General features: G+C 63.0%; 17 protein-coding genes. 12 read left to right on the top strand and 5 right to left on the bottom strand.

The window, feature by feature from the left end; genetic code table 11:
- Positions 1-7: 7 nt before the first annotated feature.
- Positions 8-211 carry a hypothetical protein gene (locus AC8GFZ_RS12640; RefSeq protein ID WP_506645253.1) on the bottom strand — a complete coding sequence of 68 codons (204 nt, stop codon included), beginning with the start codon at positions 209-211 and terminating at the stop codon, positions 8-10.
- Here AC8GFZ_RS12640 and mltA point away from each other — a divergent pair.
- From mltA to secF, 6 genes are all read left to right on the top strand, one after another.
- Positions 144-1430: a murein transglycosylase A gene (gene mltA / locus AC8GFZ_RS12635; RefSeq protein ID WP_506645337.1), complete on the top strand. Its 1287-nt coding sequence runs from the start codon at positions 144-146 to the stop codon at positions 1428-1430. The genes AC8GFZ_RS12640 and mltA overlap by 68 nt on opposite strands.
- Before the next feature lie 55 nt (positions 1431-1485).
- Positions 1486-5079 (top strand): indolepyruvate ferredoxin oxidoreductase family protein, encoded by a 3594-nt coding sequence (locus AC8GFZ_RS12630; protein ID WP_506645252.1) that lies wholly within the window; start codon positions 1486-1488, stop codon positions 5077-5079.
- Positions 5080-5183: 104 nt separating this feature from the next.
- Positions 5184-5705: an outer membrane beta-barrel protein gene (locus AC8GFZ_RS12625; RefSeq protein WP_506645251.1), complete on the top strand. Its 522-nt coding sequence runs from the start codon at positions 5184-5186 to the stop codon at positions 5703-5705.
- Between the two features lie 185 nt (positions 5706-5890).
- Positions 5891-6223, top strand: coding sequence for a preprotein translocase subunit YajC (yajC, locus tag AC8GFZ_RS12620; protein ID WP_506645250.1), 333 nt, complete (start codon positions 5891-5893; stop codon positions 6221-6223).
- A gap of 66 nt (positions 6224-6289) precedes the next feature.
- Entirely contained in the window at positions 6290-8170 is a 1881-nt protein-coding gene (gene secD / locus AC8GFZ_RS12615; protein ID WP_506645249.1) for a protein translocase subunit SecD, read from the top strand.
- Positions 8171-8202: 32 nt separating this feature from the next.
- A complete protein-coding gene (secF, locus tag AC8GFZ_RS12610) occupies positions 8203-9165 on the top strand; it encodes a protein translocase subunit SecF (protein ID WP_506645248.1) in 963 nt (320 codons plus the stop codon).
- Between the two features lie 58 nt (positions 9166-9223).
- On the opposite strand, the gene AC8GFZ_RS12605 is transcribed toward secF, so the two are convergent.
- Both AC8GFZ_RS12605 and dprA read right to left on the bottom strand, forming a co-directional pair.
- A complete protein-coding gene (locus AC8GFZ_RS12605) occupies positions 9224-9721 on the bottom strand; it encodes a Smg family protein (protein ID WP_506645247.1) in 498 nt (165 codons plus the stop codon).
- A 27-nt stretch (positions 9722-9748) separates the two neighbouring features.
- Positions 9749-10963 carry a DNA-processing protein DprA gene (dprA, locus tag AC8GFZ_RS12600; RefSeq protein ID WP_506645246.1) on the bottom strand — a complete coding sequence of 405 codons (1215 nt, stop codon included), beginning with the start codon at positions 10961-10963 and terminating at the stop codon, positions 9749-9751.
- A 134-nt stretch (positions 10964-11097) separates the two neighbouring features.
- On the opposite strand from dprA, the gene def reads away from it, so the two are divergent.
- Genes def through AC8GFZ_RS12580 form a run of 4 tightly spaced genes read left to right on the top strand, consistent with a single transcriptional unit; the run spans position 11098 to position 13740 of the window.
- On the top strand, positions 11098-11607 hold the full coding sequence (def, locus tag AC8GFZ_RS12595) for a peptide deformylase (protein WP_506645245.1): 510 nt from the start codon (positions 11098-11100) through the stop codon (positions 11605-11607).
- 4 nt (positions 11608-11611) lie between these two features.
- Entirely contained in the window at positions 11612-12646 is a 1035-nt protein-coding gene (fmt, locus tag AC8GFZ_RS12590; RefSeq protein WP_506645244.1) for a methionyl-tRNA formyltransferase, read from the top strand.
- Positions 12647-12670: 24 nt separating this feature from the next.
- Complete coding sequence (locus tag AC8GFZ_RS12585; RefSeq protein WP_506645243.1) at positions 12671-13402, top strand: AzlC family ABC transporter permease; 732 nt, start codon at positions 12671-12673, stop codon at positions 13400-13402.
- Positions 13402-13740, top strand: coding sequence for an AzlD domain-containing protein (locus AC8GFZ_RS12580; protein ID WP_506645242.1), 339 nt, complete (start codon positions 13402-13404; stop codon positions 13738-13740). Before AC8GFZ_RS12585 ends, AC8GFZ_RS12580 begins: the two co-directional genes overlap by 1 nt.
- Before the next feature lie 21 nt (positions 13741-13761).
- Here AC8GFZ_RS12580 and AC8GFZ_RS12575 read toward each other — a convergent pair whose 3' ends face one another.
- Both AC8GFZ_RS12575 and AC8GFZ_RS12570 read right to left on the bottom strand, forming a co-directional pair.
- Positions 13762-14934 (bottom strand): ATP-binding protein, encoded by a 1173-nt coding sequence (locus AC8GFZ_RS12575; RefSeq protein ID WP_506645241.1) that lies wholly within the window; start codon positions 14932-14934, stop codon positions 13762-13764.
- The gene (locus tag AC8GFZ_RS12570; protein ID WP_506645240.1) at positions 14931-15080 is read right to left on the bottom strand and encodes a hypothetical protein; all 150 of its coding nucleotides are present in this window, start codon (positions 15078-15080) and stop codon (positions 14931-14933) included. Before AC8GFZ_RS12570 ends, AC8GFZ_RS12575 begins: the two co-directional genes overlap by 4 nt.
- 61 nt (positions 15081-15141) lie before the next feature.
- Between AC8GFZ_RS12570 and AC8GFZ_RS12565 the strand changes: the two genes are divergently transcribed.
- Positions 15142-16356, top strand: coding sequence for a phosphoglycerate kinase (locus tag AC8GFZ_RS12565; RefSeq protein WP_506645239.1), 1215 nt, complete (start codon positions 15142-15144; stop codon positions 16354-16356).
- A 231-nt stretch (positions 16357-16587) separates the two neighbouring features.
- Positions 16588-17097, top strand: coding sequence for a hypothetical protein (locus AC8GFZ_RS12560; RefSeq protein ID WP_506645238.1), 510 nt, complete (start codon positions 16588-16590; stop codon positions 17095-17097).
- Positions 17098-17133 lie beyond the last annotated feature (36 nt).

Genomic DNA, 17133 nt, shown 5'->3' with positions numbered 1-17133 from the left:
AGACCCCTCAGTCCGCTTTTTGGGTGGGTGGCGCGACGCCTGGGGCTGCGGCGGTTGGTGCGCCTTCGCTGGGGGCCGCTGGCGCATCAGGCGCATCGGGCTCAGCCGGCTCGATCGGAGGGGTGGGTGGGCGGCCTGAGAACATCGTCCACCAAACAATGAACACCAACAGCAAGCCCGCGCCCAAGGCTTCAAGAAAGATCAGCCACATTCAGCAGGCCAAGGCAAGTTGGATCATGGCTGCGATTGTAGGAAGCCTGGTCGCTTGCAGTGCACCGCCTCGCGTCATGGCCCCGCAACCCGAACGGCCAGCGCAGGGCGCCGCCCCTACGCCCTCCACGCCCAGCCCCAGCCCCGAGCTTGTCGCACCCCCAAGCGCGCCCAGTTCCCGTGCGGGTTTGGCGGGTTTGCCGGGCACCCCTTCGCCCGAGCTGGCGCTGAAAAGCCGTTGGACGCCGGTGTCGTGGGACGATCTCCCAGGTTGGCAAGACGACAGCCTGCACGAGGCCTGGAACGCGTGGCTGAAAAACTGCGAGCGCCCCGGCCCCGTGTTTGGCCCTTTGTGCGCCGACGTGCGCCGCCTGAGCATTGCCGACGCCAGTGAGCAGCGCTTGTGGATGGTCACCCGCTTGCAGCCCTATCGCGTCGAGCCTTTGCAAGGCGCAACTGAGGGCCTGCTCACCAGCTACTACGAGCCGCAAATGAATGCCGCACGCCAGGCCGGGCCGGGCTTTGGTGTGCCCTTGTACGCCTTTCCGGCCGCCGCCCAGCAAGCCCAGCGCCAGGGACGGCCGTGGTTCACCCGCCAGCAACTCGACACCTTGCCCGAGGCCCGCGCGGCCTTGGCCGGGCAAGAGATCGCCTGGCTGGCCGACCCGATCGATGCGCTGGTGTTGCACATCCAAGGCTCGGGCCAGGTGCGGGTGCAAGAGCCCGATGGCCGCAACCGCTGGGTGCGCTTGGCCTTTGCCGGGACCAATGGACAACCCTATCAAAGCGTGGGCCGCTGGCTGCTTGACCAAGGCCTGGTGCGCGACGCCAGTTGGGATGGCATCAAGGCCTGGGTGTTGCGCAACCCGCAGCGGGCGCAAGAAATGCTGTGGGCGAATCCGCGCTATGTGTTTTTCCGCGAAGAGGCTTTGGGCGAAGGCGCTGAAGATGCCGGCCCGCGCGGCGCCCAAGGCGTGCCGCTGACCGCAGGCCGCTCGATCGCGGTGGACCGCGAGTCCATCCCCTATGCCACGCCGGTGTGGATGGCCAGCAACGGGCCGGCGCTGCGGGTGCAGCGCCTGGTGTTTGCGCAAGACACCGGCAGCGCCATCGTGGGCCCGGTGCGGGCCGACTATTACGCCGGTGCAGGCGCTGCCGCCGGTGAGCTGGCCGGGCGGGTGAAACAAAACCTGCGCCTGTGGGTGTTGTGGCCGCGCTGACAAGCCCCCGGCCTGCGCCTACACTGTCAGCCAGCCCCGTGCCAGGAGACAAGCCATGAACGCCCCGCTGCCCGAACACATCCGCCAAGCCCTGGAGACAGTGAGCTTGGACGACAAATATGCCCTCGACCAGGGCCGCGCTTTCATGAGCGGTGTGCAAGCCCTGGTCAAGCTGCCCATGTTGCAGCGCCAGCGCGATGCCTTGCTCGGCAAAAACACCGCTGGTTTCATCAGTGGTTACCGGGGTTCGCCTTTGGGCGGTTACGACCAAGCTTTGTGGAAGGCCAAGTCGTACCTGCAAGCGCAAAACATCGTGTTCCAACCCGGCGTCAACGAAGAGCTGGCCGCCACTGCTTTGTGGGGCACCCAGCAACTGGGCTTTGCGCCCCCGGCCAGCCGCCGCTTTGATGGGGTGTTTGGCATTTGGTACGGCAAGGGCCCGGGGGTGGACCGTTGCTCGGACGTTTTCAAGCACGCCACCATGGCTGGCACCACGCCGTGGGGCGGGGTGATGGCGGTGGCCGGTGACGACCACGTGGCCAAAAGCAGCACCGCGGCGCACCAAAGCGACCACATCTTCAAAGCCTGTGGCATGCCGGTGTTCTTCCCGGCATCGGTGCAAGACATTTTGGACATGGGCGTGCATGCGCTGGCGCTGAGCCGCTTTGCCGGCGTCTGGTCGGGCATGAAGACCATCCAAGAGGTGGTCGAGTCCAGCGCCACCGCCACCATTGACGCCGAGCGGGTGAACATCGTGCTGCCGGCGTTTGACATGCCCGTTGGCGGCGTGCACATCCGCTGGCCCGATGACGCTTTGTCCCAAGAGCAGCGCTTGTTCACTTACAAGTGGTACGCCGCCTTGGCCTACATCCGCGCCAACCGGCTCAACCACAACACCACCCAAGGCCCCAACGATCGTTTGGGCTTGATGGCCAGCGGCAAGGCCTACAACGACACCTGTCAGGCCTTGCTCGACTTGGGCCTGGACCAAGCCGCCTGCCACCGCTTGGGCATTCGGGTGCACAAGGTGGGTGTGGTGTGGCCGCTCGAGCCGCACAGCACGCGCGACTTTGCGCGCGGTTTGCAAGAAATTTTGGTGGTCGAAGAAAAGCGCCAAATGATCGAATATCAGGTCAAAGAGTGCTTGTACAACTGGCCCGATGGCCAGCGCCCCCGGGTGGTGGGCAAGTTCAATGAGTCAGCGGGCAACACCGACGGCGGCGAGTGGTCGCAAGACAACCCCAGCGCCAACACCTTGTTGCGCGCCCATGCCGACCTGACCCCATCGATGGTGGCGCGGGCCATTGCCCAGCGTTTGCTCGCCTTGGGGGTGGACGCCGATACCCGCGCCCACATCGAAGCGCACATCGCCGTGCTCGACGCCAAAGAGCGCGCCATGCAAGTGCTGGAGATCAAGGCCGAGCGCCAGCCCTGGTTTTGCTCGGGCTGTCCGCACAACACCAGCACCCGCGTGCCCGAGGGCTCGCGCGCCATGGCTGGCATTGGCTGCCACTTCATGGCGCTGTGGATGGACCGCAGCACCGCTGGTTTTACCCAAATGGGCGGCGAGGGTGTGCCCTGGGTGGGCCAGCAGCCCTTCAGCCACGACACCCACATGTTTGCCAACATTGGCGACGGCACTTACTTTCACAGCGGCATGTTGGCGGTGCGCCAAAGCATCGCTGCCGGGGTCAACATCACCTACAAAATTTTGTACAACGATGCGGTGGCCATGACCGGCGGCCAGCGCGTGGGCGAAACCCCCGAGGGCCACTCGGTGATCCAAATCGCCCACAGCATGCGCGCCGAAGGGGCGCGGCGCATCGTTATCGTCACCGACGAGCCCGACAAATACGACGGCGTGGGCACCAACGGCGCCCCCGGCACCACCTTGGGGCTGCCCGAGGGCATTGCCATTGAGCACCGCGATGCGCTCGATCGGGTGCAGCGCGAGCTGCGCGAGGTCAAGGGCTGCACCGTCATCATTTACGACCAAACCTGCGCCACCGAAAAGCGCCGCCGCCGCAAGCGCGGCACCCTGGTCGACCCGGCCAAGCGGGTGTTCATCAACGAGTTGGTGTGCGAGGGCTGTGGCGACTGCAGCACGCAAAGCAATTGCGTCAGCGTCGAGCCCTTGGAGACCGAGTTCGGCCGCAAGCGCACCATCAACCAAAGCACCTGCAACAAAGACATCAGCTGCGTCAAAGGCTTTTGCCCCAGCTTTGTCACCGTCGAAGGCGGCCAGATGCGCAGCACCAAGCGCCAAGACGCGGCCAGCCCCGCGCTGCCCGATGTGCCCGAACCCACCCTGCCCAGCTTGGCCTCGGGCCAGCACTTGGGTGGCTACGGCATCGTGGTCGCGGGGGTGGGCGGCACCGGCGTCATCACCATTGGCCAGTTGCTCGGCATGGCCGGTCACCTGGAAGGCCTGGGCGTGGTCACCCAAGACTCGGCCGGCTTGGCGCAAAAAGGCGGCGCCACTTGGAGCCATGTGTTGTTGGCCGAATCTGCCGATGACATCCGCACCACCCGCGTGGGCGTGGCCGATTTGGTCATTGGCTGCGACCCCATCGTCAGCGCCGGCAAAGAAACGGTGCAGCGCATGCGCGCCGGGCGCACCCGCGTGGCCATCAACGACCACGGCACACCCACCGCCGCGTTTGTGAAAAACGGCGCTTGGGGCAACCCCAGCGAGGGCTGCGTGGCCGACGTGCTGCAAGCCATTGGCGGCGCCGATGCCGCAGCCCATTTGGGCGCGTTTGACGCCAACACCATCGCCACCCGCTTGATGGGCGACAGCATCTACATCAACCCGATGATCTTGGGCTACGCCTGGCAAAAAGGTTGGGTGCCCCTGCGCCGGGCATCGCTGCACCGCGCCATTGAGCTCAACGACGTGGCCGTGGCCAACAACTTGGCCGCGTTCGAATGGGGCCGCCGCTGCGCCCACGATTTGCCTGCCGTGTTGGCATCCATGCAGCCGGCGCAGGTGGTGCAGTTCAAAAAACGCACGCCCTTGGAAGACGTGATCGCCCAGCGCGAAGCCTTTTTGACCGACTACCAAAATGCCGCCTATGCCGCCCACTACCGTGCTTTTGTGGACCGCGTGCTGGTGCAAAGCACCCCCGCGCTGGCCGAGGCGGTGGCGCGCAATTTGTTCAAGCTCATGGCCTACAAGGACGAATACGAGGTCGCCCGCTTGCACACCGACACCGGGTTTTTGCAGCGCATTGCCCAGCAGTTTGAGGGCGACTACCAGGTGGTCTACCACCTGGCGCCTCCCTTGCTGGCCCAGCGCAACGACAAAGGCGAGCTGCAAAAGCGCCGCTATGGCTCGGCCATGCGCTGGGGCTTTCAAGCGCTGGCCCGCATGAAGGGCTTGCGCGGCACGGCCTTGGATGTGTTTGGTTACACCGATGAACGGCGCACCGAGCGCGCCCTGATCGGCCAATACCGCGCCAGCATCGAGCAGGTGCTGGCCCAGTTCAGCCCCGAGCGCCAAACCCTGGCCCTGGAGATCGCCCGCATCCCCGAGCAAATCAAGGGCTTTGGCCACGTCAAAGAACGCCACCTGCATACTGCACGCCAGCAATGGGACGCCTTGATGACCCGCTGGGCCCAACCGCCAGCCGAGCAGCGCCAGGCATGAATGGCGTGGTGTGAGGTGTCAAGGAAGGCTCGAACCCGATAAATTTAGATCTAAATAGCTACTTTGCGGTATATTCAAGCCCCATCAACATCCAAAGGTCAAGCATGAAAACACAACTTTCTCGCCTTGCTGTGGCGGTGCTGCTGGGCACATCCGTGGCAGCCCATGCCCAAGGCATCTCTGCGGTTCAGGGTTTGCGCTTTGATGTCGGCTACAGCCTGATCAAGTTGGCCACCCCGCCCACCTCTTACGACCCGGTGGGCATTCGGGTGGGCATCAGCAAAGCCCTGTATCCGGGCATCGATGTCGAAGGCGTGTTGGGCACCGGCGTGCAGTCGGGCAAAAACAGTGTCACCCCATCGGTGACCCGGGACGTGGGCCCGTTTTGGGGCGCATACATCAAGCCCAGCATGCCGATCACCCCGGACATTGGCTTTTTTGCCCGCCTGGGCTTTGCCAGCACCCAAATCAAAAACGGCGACACCCACAATGGGTTTTCCTCGGGACTGGGCTTGAACTACGCGCTGGACCGCAATATGCGCGCCTATGTCGACTACACCTTTTACAAAACCAGCGACACCTTTGGCATCTCTGCGCTCACTTTGGGTGTCAATTACGGGTTTTAAGCCCCATCGCGAATGGGTGGGGTGAGTGGCGAAGGGTTATTTGTCGCTGATTTCTGCCACAGCCATGCACGCATACAATCCGCGTTTGCCTGCGCCAGGCCAGGCCTCCTCTGGGGGGCTGGGCCGCCGTCACCGCCCAACGCGGCGTGTTTTGCGCATCACACCCCCCAACTCAGGAGTTGCTTGTGTTCATTTCTTCCGCATTTGCCCAAACCGCACCGGCCGCCGCTGGTGGCAGCGACATTGGCTCGTCATTGATGAGCATGCTGCCCTTGTTGCTGATGTTTGTGGTCTTGTACTTTGTCATGATCCGCCCCCAAATGAAACGCCAAAAAGAGCACAAGGCCATGATCGACGCCTTGGCCAAGGGTGATGAAGTGGCCACCGTCGGTGGTTTGCTGGGCAAAATTTCCCGCATCGGCGACACCACCTTGGGCCTGGAGCTGGCCACGGGTGTTGAAGTCCACTTGCAGCGCTCCGCTGTGGTGCAGGTGCTGCCCAAGGGCACCATCAAGTAATTCTTTTCATCACCCAAGGGGCAGCGGGAGCCATGCGCACCCCACGGCCCCGCGCCTGAGGCGATCATGAACCGTTACCCGCTGTGGAAGTACGCGATCATTGTGGTCGCTTTGTTGATGGGTGGGCTCTATACCCTGCCCAATTTTTTTGGCGAAGCCCCGGCCGTGCAGGTGTCTGCGGCCAAGGCCATTTACAAAGTCGATGCGGCCTTGCAAACCAAGGTGGTGCAAGCGCTCAAAGATGCGGCCATCGAGCCCACGGGCCTGAGCCTGGAGAACAACTCGCTCAAGGTGCGCTTGGCTGACACGGACAGCCAGCTCAAGGCCAAGGACGTGATCCAAAAAGCCCTGGTGCCCGACCCCGAGGTGGCCCCGTATGTGGTGGCCCTGAACCTGATCTCGCGCTCCCCCCAATGGCTCACATCGCTCAACGCCGCCCCCATGTACCTGGGCCTGGACTTGCGCGGTGGCGTGCACTTCATGCTGCAAGTGGACATGGCCGCTGCGCTGAGCAAAAAAATCGACTCCACGGCGGGCGATCTGCGCTCGGTGCTGCGTGAGAAAAACATCCGCCACAGCGGCATTTCCCGCAATGGCGACACCATTGAATTGCGCTTGCGAGACGCCGCCACCTTGGAAGCCGCGCGCAACCTGATCAAAGAGCAATTTGCCGATGTGGCCTTCACCGACGCACCCGACGCCGGCGAGTTCAAGTTGAGCGCCAGCTTGAAGCCCGAAGCCGCGCGGCGCGTGCAAGAGCAGGCGTTGAAGCAAAACATCACCACCTTGCACAACCGCATCAACGAGCTGGGCGTGGCCGAGCCGGTCATTCAGCAACAGGGCCTGGACCGCATCGTGGTGCAGCTGCCTGGGGTGCAAGACACCGCCAAGGCCAAAGACATTTTGGGCCGCACCGCCACCCTCGAGATGCGCCTCGTCGACGACAGCCCCGAGGGCACTGCGGCTGCGGTCGGTGGTGGGGCCGTGCCCTATGGCACCGAAAAATACCGCGAGCGCAATGGCCAAGTGGTGATTGTCAAAAAACAAGTCATCCTGAGCGGCGACAGCTTGACCGATGCGCAACCCGGGTTTGACTCGCAAACCCAGCAACCCAAGGTCGATCTGACGGTGGACGCCAAGGGTGGCCGCATCATGCGCGAGACCAGCCGTGAAAACCTGAAAAAGCGCATGGCCATCTTGCTGTTTGAAAAGGGCCGTGGCGAGGTGCTTACTGCGCCCGTCATCCAAGGCGAGCTGGGCAACCGATTTCAAATATCGGGCTCGATGAGCGTCACCGAAGCCGCCGACTTGGCGCTGTTGTTGCGCGCGGGCTCGCTGGCCGCGCCCATGGAGATCATCGAAGAGCGCACCATTGGCCCGAGCTTGGGCGCAGAAAACATCGCCAAAGGCTTTGACAGCGTGCGCTGGGGCTTTGCCGCGGTGGCGCTGTTCATGTGTGTTTATTACATGCTGTTTGGCATCATCTCCAGCGTGGCATTGGGGGTGAATTTGTTGTTGTTGGTGGCGATGCTGTCCATGCTGCAAGCCACCCTCACTTTGCCCGGCATGGCGGCCATGGCCTTGGTGCTGGGCATGGCGATCGATGCCAACGTGCTCATCAACGAGCGCGTTCGCGAGGAGCTGCGCAATGGCGTCTCGCCGCAAGCGGCCATCCACGCCGGGTACGACCGCGCCTGGGCCACCATCTTGGACTCCAACGTCACCACCTTGATCGCTGGCTTGGCCCTGCTGACCTTTGGCTCCGGCCCGGTGCGCGGCTTTGCAGTGGTGCATTGCCTGGGCATCTTGACCAGCATGTTCTCGGCGGTGTTTTTCTCTCGCGGCCTGGTCAACCTCTGGTACGGCCGGCAAAAGAAATTGCAAGCCGTCTCGATTGGCACCGTTTGGCGCCCCGACAGCGGCAAGGCCGTGGCCCCGCGCGACTGACACCCACCTCCACACAGCAGGACCTATCGGCCATGGAATTTTTCAAAATCCAAAAAGACATCCCGTTCATGAAGAACGCGCTGGTGTTCAACCTGGTGTCGTTCATCACCTTTGTCGCGGCGGTGTTCTTCTTGTTCAGCCGGGGCTTGCATTTATCGGTCGAGTTCACCGGTGGCACCTTGATGGAGGTGGCCTACAGCCAGCCCGTTGACGTCAACCAGGTGCGCGACACCATTGGCAAGCTGGGCTTGAACGATGTGCAGGTGCAAAACTTTGGCTCCACCCGCGACGTGCTCATCCGCATGCCGGCCCTGCGCGGCCAAACCTCGGCCCAGCAAAGCGAACAAGTGCTCACTGCCTTGAAGGCGGCAGACCCGGCGGTCGAGTTGCGCCGCACCGAGTTTGTTGGCCCCCAGGTGGGCGACGAGCTGGCCGTCGATGGCTTGAAGGCGCTGGGCTTTGTGGTGCTGGGCATCATGGTGTACTTGGCCTTTCGCTTTGAGTGGAAGTTCGCCGTTGCGGCCATCATTGCCAACTTGCACGACGTGATCATCATCTTGGGCTTTTTTGCCTATTTCCAGTGGGAGTTTTCGCTCCCGGTGCTGGCGGCGGTGCTGGCGGTGCTGGGCTACTCGGTCAACGAATCGGTGGTGATCTTTGACCGCATCCGCGAAAACTTTCGCCGCTACCGCAAGATGAACACCCGCGAGATCATCGACAACGCCATCACCGCCACCATCAGCCGCACCATCATCACCCACGGCAGCACCCAGCTCATGGTGTTGGCGATGTTGTTCTTTGGTGGCCCCACGCTGCACTACTTTGCACTGGCGCTGACGATTGGCATTTTGTTTGGTATTTATTCATCGGTGTTTGTCGCCGCCGCCATCGCCATGTGGCTGGGCATCCAGCGCGAAGACCTGATCAAACCCATCGCCAAAGACGGCGTGGTGGATGAGGACCCCAACGATCCCAACTCGGGCGCGCGGATTTAGCCGCCTGGATGGCAAAAAGCCCCTCGCGAGGCTTTTTTTCTGGGGCAAATGGTTGGCGTCAATGCGCGATGCGTGAGTGGTTGTCGTCGCACAGCTCGTCGAGCACCAAGGCGTCGGGCTCGATGCCGGCGCTCCAGTAGACCATCAGCACAATGATCTTCAAGTCGTCAATGTCGATGGGGCGTTGCGGCACGGCCATGGCGCGGTCGATGACGATTTCTCGCATGTGCGCGGGCAGCACACCGGCCGACTCCAAAAAGCTCAAAAACCCCAGGCCAGTGGCGCCCAGTTGGTCTTGCTCAGGGGTGGCGTAAATGCGCATGCTGTCCGCTGAGGCGGGGCGCATCACATCGGCGGGTTCGTGGTCAGTGGGGGTGATGTCAATCGGGTTGGCGCTGCGCGAGGCGCTGTTGAGACCCGCCAGCCATTGCAAGGCTTGGTCGATCTCATCGCTGTCAAAGCCAGCGGCGCTCAATTTGCGACCCAATTGGTCCAATTCGGGGCAAGCATCGCCTCGCCAGTAGTTTTCGTAGACGAATACAAGCACTTCAAACATGGACCCAATATACCTTGTTTTGTGCCCTCAGCCGGCGCGCAGGCGCTGAAAGCGGGCGCCGCTCAGGCGGCTCACCTGGCCGTCGAGTTCGAGTTGCAGCAAATGCGCTTGCAGCGCCGCCGTGTCCCAGCCGCAGCGCGCTTGCAGTTGGTCCAGGCCACATGGCTCCCAGCCCAGGGCTTGCAGCACGGCGTCGGTGCTGGTGGTAGTTGGCGGTGGCGAGTGACCCACACCGTTATTGCCACCACCACTGCCACTACTGCCATCACCATCACCATCACCATCACCCGCCATGGTTGGGTTCGCAGCATCGCGCCCCCACAAGCCGGGTGCGCGCAGTTCTTCCCACACATCTTGGGCCGACTCAACCAACTTGGCCCCTTGGCGGATCAAGGCATGGCAGCCGCGCGACTGCGGCGAGTGGATGGAGCCGGGGATGGCAAACACCTCGCGCCCCAACTCCAAGGCCTGGTGAGCGGTGATCAGCGAGCCCGATGACAACGCCGCTTCCACCACCAAGCAGCCTTGGCCGAGCGCGGCGATCAAGCGGTTGCGCTGCGGAAAGTGCGCCGGCAGCGGTGGCGTGCCCAGCGGGTATTCGCTGATCAGGCAGCCGCGCAGCGCCACTTCTTGGGCCAGCGCTTGGTTGCCCTTGGGGTAGACGCGGTCCAGCCCAGTGCCCACCACTGCCACCGTGGCCAAGGGCAGTGTGGTGCCCCCGCGCAAAGCCCCTTCGTGGGCGGCGGCGTCAATGCCCAGCGCCAGGCCTGACACCACGCACAGGCCACTGGCGGCCAGGTCGCGGGCAAAGGCCTGTGCATTGTCGCGGCCTTGTGGTGTGGGGTTGCGGCTGCCCACCACCGCCAGGGCGGTTCGGTCCAATGGCGCGGCTTGGCCTTGCAGGTACAGCATCAACGGCGGGTCACTCAGCTGCAAAAAAGCCTGGGGGTAGGCGGCGTCGCCCAAGGTCAAAATTTGGTGGACACAACCCGCTGGCGGGTGGGCCAGCCAGTGCTCGGTGCGGGCGCGGCGCAGTGGTGCGTCTGCGGGTGGGCGGCTCAAAGCGGCCGCCGCAACCGCGCCCACCCAGTGCGCCCGATCGGCCTCGCTGGCGGCCAGCACCTGGGCTGGCCCGCCAAATGCACTGAGCAATTGACGAAGTTGGCGCGTGCTCACGCCAAGTGTGGTGACCAGCCGCAGCCAGTCGGGCCAGTCATCGCTGGCGCATGTGGTGGTTGTCATCTCAGCCTCCCTGGGGCATTTTTTTGGTGATCATCATCGGCCCACCGATGGGCTTTGGCAATAGGTGGGCCCCTGCATGGGGGCTTGGCAGCCCCGTTGGGGTCGGTGCGCAAAAGCGCGGACAATATGCCCCCATGGCTTTGCTCACCATCCTCACCTACCCCGATCCGCGCTTGCACACCGTGGCCAAACCTGTGGCCGTGGTGGACGAGCGCATCCGCCAACTCATCGCCGACATGACCGAAACCATGTACGACTCCAAGGGCATCGGCCTGGCCGCCACCCAGGTGGATGTGCACGAGCGCGTCATCGTCATCGACGTGTCCGAAGAACACAACCAACCCCGCGCCCTGATCAACCCGGTCATCGAGTGGGCCAGCAGCGATCGCATCAAAGGCGAAGAAGGCTGTCTGTCGGTGCCCGGTATTTACGACGGCGTCGAGCGCGCCCACCAAGTGCGCGTCAGTGCCCTCGACCCAGACGGCCAGCCCATCACCATCGAGGCCGAAGGCTTGGAGTCGATTTGCTTGCAGCACGAGATCGACCACCTGCAAGGCAAGGTGTTTGTCGAGCACCTGTCGTTTTTAAAGCGCACCCGCATCCGCAGCAAAATCCTCAAGGCCCAACGCGAGTCGCAACGCTGAGCCCATGCGCCTGATCTTTGCGGGCACGCCCGAATTTGCCCAGCAAGCCTTGGTCGCTTTGCATGCGGCGGGGCACGAGATCGCCTTGGTGCTGACCCAACCCGACCGGCCCGCTGGCCGGGGCCTGCAACTGCACGCCTCACCGGTCAAACAATTTGCCCTGGCCCATCAACTGTCCCTGGCCCAACCGCGCACCCTGCGCTTGGACGGCAAATACCCCGACGACGCCCGTGCCGCGCAACAAGCCATCGCCCAGGCCCAGGCCGATGCCATGGTCGTCGCCGCCTATGGCCTGATCCTGCCCGCCTGGGCCTTGGCCGCGCCGCCCCTGGGCTGCCTGAACATCCACGCCTCGCTGCTGCCACGCTGGCGCGGTGCCGCCCCCATCCACCGCGCCATTGAAGCGGGCGACGCGCAAACCGGCGTGTGCATCATGCAAATGGACGTGGGGCTGGACACCGGCGCCGTGCTCTTGCGCCGCGCCATCGACATCCACCCAGACGACACCACCGCCAGCTTGCACGACCGCTTGGCCGCTCTGGGCGCGCAGGCCATGCTCGACGTGCTGGCCCAAGCCCAGCCCTGGGCCGCGCAGCCCCAAGTGGAGGAGGGCATCACCTATGCCGCCAAAATCGACAAGTACGAAGCCCTGATCGACTGGTCACTGCCCGCCACCGTGCTGGCGCGGCGCATCCGCGCTTTTGACCCCTTCCCCGGCGCCCACACCCTGTGGCAAGGCCAGCCCTTGAAAATTTGGGCGGCACAGGCCTTGTCAGCACAACCACACGCCACGGCCAGCGTTGGCGCAACTGCCACCACCACTTCAGCCCCTTTCACCGCTGACCATCCCCATGCCGCCCCCCTCAGCCCTCCCACACCGGGCCGGGTGTTGCAAGCCAACGCCCACGGCTTGGACGTTGCCACCGGCGACGGCGTGCTGCGCTTGTTGCAACTGCAAAAGCCCGGTGGCAAACGCCTGGCCGTGGCCGATTTTTTGCGTGGCACGCCCGATGGGCTTGGGCAAACCCTGGGCGCATGAGCCGCCCAGCCCGCGCACGCCGCCATGTTTTTTGACCCTGCCAATTACCGCCACCCGGCCTTTCGCGCGGGCATGCTCGACACCCTCAAAGTCTCGCCCGGCATTTGGGCCTGGGGCCTGATGACCGGTGTGGCCATGGTGCAAGCGGGCTTGGGCACCGAGGTGTCCATCTGGATGACCTTGCTGGTCTACGGCGGCAGCGCCCAACTCGCTGCCACCCCGTTGCTCGCCGCCGGTGCGCCGGTGTGGGTGGTGCTGGCCACCGCCTTTTGCGTCAACCTGCGCTTTGCCGTGTTCAGCCTGCACATGCGGGGCTACTTGATGGCTTGGCCGCGCTGGCAACGCATGTCCATCGGCTACCTGGTGGCCGATTTGAACTACGTGCAATTTGTCCAGCGCCACCCCGAGCCCGCCCGCGACGCCGCAGGCCAACGCAACGAAATGGCCTACCTCTGCGGCAACTGCTTTCTGTCTTGGTTGGGCTGGCAAGTGGCCAGCTTGGCCGGCATCTTTTTGGCCAGCCAGGTGCCCATGCAATGGGGTCTGGGTTTTGCGGGTGTGTTGGCCTTGGTGGGCATCTTGTGCTCGCTCACCCAAACCCGTTTGCGCGCCGTGTCCTTGGTGGTCTCCGGCGCGGCGGCAGTGGCGGCTTTTGCCCTGCCCCTGCGCTTGAACATATTGGTGGCCATCGCCGCCGCGGTGGCGGTGTGCTTGCTGGTGGAGCAAACCCCGTGGGGCAAAAAGGCCAAAGCGTGATGGACAGCGTGCTCACCTTCACCTTGTTGGGCCTGGGCGCGGTCACCTTGCTCACGCGCTGCTTTTTCTTCATCCTCGACCGCGAGCTGCCCTTTCCCGCCTGGGCCCAGCGCGGCTTGCAATATGCACCCATCGCCGCGCTGGCCGCCGTGGTCGTGCCCGAGGTGCTGGTCAGCCACGGTGCCTTCATCACCACCTGGCAAGACGCCCGCTTGTATGGCGCTGCGGCCGGCGTCGCGTTCTACCTGGCCCGGCGTGGCCAAGGCCAAGCGGTGCTGGGCACCATCGTGGTGGGCATGTCAGTGTATTTGCCGCTGCACATGGGCTGGGGTTGGTAAGGCCGCCGCTGCAAAGGGTGATCAGCGGGCAGGGGTGTGTTGCAGTTGGTGCCAGGCATGCACCGGCCAATCGCTGCGGCTTTGACCGTCTGCACCGCCGAACACCACGCAGCCGCTGGCAAACACCGCTGGCTGGTGGGCGGCAAATGTTTTGAGGCCTTTGAAATAGTCTGGGTTGATGGTGGCTCCGGCCTTGATCTCGATGGCGTGCATCTTCGTGCCCACGGGAATCAGTAAGTCCACCTCATTGCCCTCCGAGTCCCGGTAAAAGTACATCTCGGCCGTGGCGCCGGCGTTGAGCCGGTCTTTCATCGCTTCCATGATGACGAAATTTTCAAACAAACGGCCCCACAGCGGGTCGCGGGCCACTTGCGCTGCACTGCGCAGACCCAACAGCCAACAGGCCAAGCCCACATCATGAAAATAAAGCTTTGATGCTTTGACCAAGCGCTTGCCGGTGTTGGCAAACCAAGGTGGGAGCAAGTGCACGATGTAGCTCGACTGCAGCAGGTCGATCCAAGCGCGGGCGGTGGAGTGCGTCACACCCGCATCGTTGCCCAAGCTGCTCAGGTTGAGCAATTGCCCGGTGCGCCCGGCACACAAGCGGACAAAACGCTCGAATCGCTGCAAGTCTTGTACCGCAGCGAGCTGGCGCAAGTCGCGCTGCACATACGTCGCAAAGTAGTCGGCCAGCGCCTGAGAAGGGTCCAGGCTTTGGTCATGTATGCGCGGATAAAACCCTGTCAGCAGCGTTTGTGCCAAATCTGGTGACGCCATGCCGCCGCGAAGGCGGTGCACCTCGGCCAGCGTGAAAGGCAGCAGGCGCAGCACAGCTGTTCGCCCGGCCAGCGACTGCGAAACTTGACTCATCAGCTCAAACTGGTGGCTGCCGGTCAGCACAAACCGGCCAGGCTTCGGGTCGGCATCGACCATCCCCTGCAAATAGGAGGTGAGTTCGGGCGCGTGCTGAATTTCATCCAAGATGGCGCCCTGCGCGAACTGCATCAAAAACCCTCGGGGGTCCTCCGTGGCGAAGCGACGCGTGTCTGGGTCTTCCAGCGTCACATAGGGCTTGTCAGAAAACAAGCGCCGGGTCAAAGTGGTCTTGCCACTTTGGCGCGGCCCGGTGAGGGTGATCACCGGGTATTGAGTGGCCAGCTGTAAGAGCACGGGCGCTATGTTTCGCTCGATCATGGCGCAATGGTAACAAACGTTTCCTGCAAATTGAAGAACGTTTCTTCAATTTGCAGGTTTTTGCGGGGTCGGTTGCGCGCTGCAAGTGCGCCTGTGCTGGGTGGGTAAGCCCTGTCGTGGCTTGGCCTCAGGCCGATGCGGTTCATGTCAGTCCAGTGACAGGCCATCGCCGCCACCTAAAATCAAAAAAACCAATATTTCTGCACCATGAACATCCTCCGCTTCGCCGACCTGTGCGCCCAAGGAAAAGCCCAAGGCCAACGTGTCTTCATCCGCGCCGACCTGAACGTGCCGTTTGACGACCACGGCCACATCAGCGAAGACACCCGCATCCGCGCGTCCGTGCCTTGCATCCAGATGGCGCTGGCTGCCGGCGCGGCGGTCATGGTCACCTCGCATTTGGGCCGCCCCACTGAAGGTGAATTCAAGCCCGAAGACTCGTTGGCACCGGTCGCCAAACGCTTGGGCGAACTGCTGGGCCGCGAGGTGCCGGTGCTGGCCAACTGGGTGGGCGGCGTGCAAGTCGCCCCCGGCAAAGTGGTGATGCTGGAGAACTGCCGGGTCAACAAAGGCGAGAAGAAAAACAGCGAAGACTTGGCCCGCCAAATGGCAGCTCTTTGCGACATCTATGTCAACGACGCCTTTGGCACCGCCCACCGCGCCGAGGGCACCACCTACGGCATCGCGCAATTCGCGCCCATCGCTTGTGCTGGGCCCCTGCTCTCGGCCGAAATCGACGCCATCACCAAGGCCTTGGCCAACCCCAAGCGCCCACTGGCCGCCATCGTGGCGGGCAGCAAGGTCAGCACCAAGCTGACCATCTTGCAAGCGCTGGCCAAGAACGTGGACCAACTGATCGTCGGCGGCGGCATTGCCAACACCTTCATGCTGGCAGCGGGTTTGAAGATTGGCAAGTCCTTGGCCGAGCCCGATTTGGTGGGTGAAGCCAAAGCGGTGATCGAAGCCATGAAAGCCCGCGGCGAGAAATTAGGCGACGCCAGCATCGCGGTCCCCATCCCCACCGACGTGGTGTGCGCCAAAAGCTTCGGCGCGGATGCACCGGCCACGGTGAAACAAGCCCACGAGGTGGCCGATGACGACCTGATTTTGGACATCGGCCCCGACACCGCTGCCCGCTTGGCCGCGCAGCTCAAGTCCGCCGGCACCATCGTGTGGAACGGCCCCATGGGCGTGTTCGAGTTCGCCGCTTTCGAGAACGGCACCAAGGTGGTGGCCCAAGCGATTGCCGACTCTGCCGCCTTCAGCATCGCCGGTGGCGGCGACACCTTGGCCGCCATTGCCAAATACGGCATTGAGTCGAAGATCGGCTACATCTCTACGGGCGGCGGGGCATTCTTGGAAGTGCTGGAAGGCAAAACCCTGCCTGCGTTTGAGATCTTGATGAAGCGCGCCAGCGCCTGACTGCTCGGCCTTCGGCCTCACCACGACAAAAACCGCACCGCCACGGTCAGTGGCTGGGCGATATTGGGCTGCGCCATCCGCCAACCGATGCCAAAAAACAACAAAAACAACAATACCAAAGGATTAATACTTAATTGAGCCTAAAAGTTCCAATAAATTCTCGAAATTAACATAAATAAGGTTATTTAAATATCATAATTGCACCCATTGGTACTAACTAATGGGGTTGTGATGTCTACTTTTCAATTGATCCAAACCGACGCTGCAACGGTTGTCGGCTCCCGTGCGACAACCAAGGCTGTGGTCCTGGGCAGCATCGACAAAACGCTCAACGCACCGTTTGCCGTGGTGGTCCAGGCCCTGCCCCACAAGGTGTACCGCCTGGTCGAAGCGCAAACCCAGCAGCTGGTCAAGGGCCAGCGCCTGGTGCGCAAAGGTAAGAATTTGTTGGTCGAGGTTGACGGCACCGTCATGGCCAATTTGACGGGGTTTTTCAGCAACGACGCCGCCCCAGGGTCCGCCCAACCCGGCGCCACCCCCGAGCAAACCAAGCTCGCCCCTGGCGCTCAAACATCATCCGGCGCGCAGTATGTGTTCGATGCCGAACTGGCTGACGGCAGCTATGGCCTGATCAGCCACACCAGCCAAGGCACCGCCATTGCGGACGGCAGCGCGCTGATGTGGGCATCCGGTCAGACGCCGGCAGCGGTGGTCAACCTGTTGATGCATCTATCAAACTGAGCCAAGTTTCACATCAAATATTGAGCCACTTGGTTA

The organism is Limnohabitans rimovensis (SeqCode) (assembly GCF_965234775.1).
GTDB lineage: Bacteria > Pseudomonadota > Gammaproteobacteria > Burkholderiales > Burkholderiaceae_C > Limnohabitans > Limnohabitans rimovensis.
This window is presented reverse-complemented; position numbering and strand designations above follow the sequence as displayed.

Coding starts and splice junctions, on each gene's coding strand:
- AC8GFZ_RS12640 (WP_506645253.1), bottom strand. CDS start 211: ATGTGGCTGATCTTTCTTGAAGCCTTGGGCGCGGGCTTGCTGTTGGTG.
- AC8GFZ_RS12630 (WP_506645252.1), top strand. CDS start 1,486: ATGAACGCCCCGCTGCCCGAACACATCCGCCAAGCCCTGGAGACAGTG.
- AC8GFZ_RS12625 (WP_506645251.1), top strand. CDS start 5,184: ATGAAAACACAACTTTCTCGCCTTGCTGTGGCGGTGCTGCTGGGCACA.
- secD (WP_506645249.1), top strand. CDS start 6,290: ATGAACCGTTACCCGCTGTGGAAGTACGCGATCATTGTGGTCGCTTTG.
- secF (WP_506645248.1), top strand. CDS start 8,203: ATGGAATTTTTCAAAATCCAAAAAGACATCCCGTTCATGAAGAACGCG.
- AC8GFZ_RS12605 (WP_506645247.1), bottom strand. CDS start 9,721: ATGTTTGAAGTGCTTGTATTCGTCTACGAAAACTACTGGCGAGGCGAT.
- dprA (WP_506645246.1), bottom strand. CDS start 10,963: ATGACAACCACCACATGCGCCAGCGATGACTGGCCCGACTGGCTGCGG.
- def (WP_506645245.1), top strand. CDS start 11,098: ATGGCTTTGCTCACCATCCTCACCTACCCCGATCCGCGCTTGCACACC.
- fmt (WP_506645244.1), top strand. CDS start 11,612: ATGCGCCTGATCTTTGCGGGCACGCCCGAATTTGCCCAGCAAGCCTTG.
- AC8GFZ_RS12585 (WP_506645243.1), top strand. CDS start 12,671: ATGTTTTTTGACCCTGCCAATTACCGCCACCCGGCCTTTCGCGCGGGC.
- AC8GFZ_RS12580 (WP_506645242.1), top strand. CDS start 13,402: ATGGACAGCGTGCTCACCTTCACCTTGTTGGGCCTGGGCGCGGTCACC.
- AC8GFZ_RS12575 (WP_506645241.1), bottom strand. CDS start 14,934: ATGATCGAGCGAAACATAGCGCCCGTGCTCTTACAGCTGGCCACTCAA.
- AC8GFZ_RS12570 (WP_506645240.1), bottom strand. CDS start 15,080: ATGAACCGCATCGGCCTGAGGCCAAGCCACGACAGGGCTTACCCACCC.
- AC8GFZ_RS12565 (WP_506645239.1), top strand. CDS start 15,142: ATGAACATCCTCCGCTTCGCCGACCTGTGCGCCCAAGGAAAAGCCCAA.
- AC8GFZ_RS12560 (WP_506645238.1), top strand. CDS start 16,588: ATGTCTACTTTTCAATTGATCCAAACCGACGCTGCAACGGTTGTCGGC.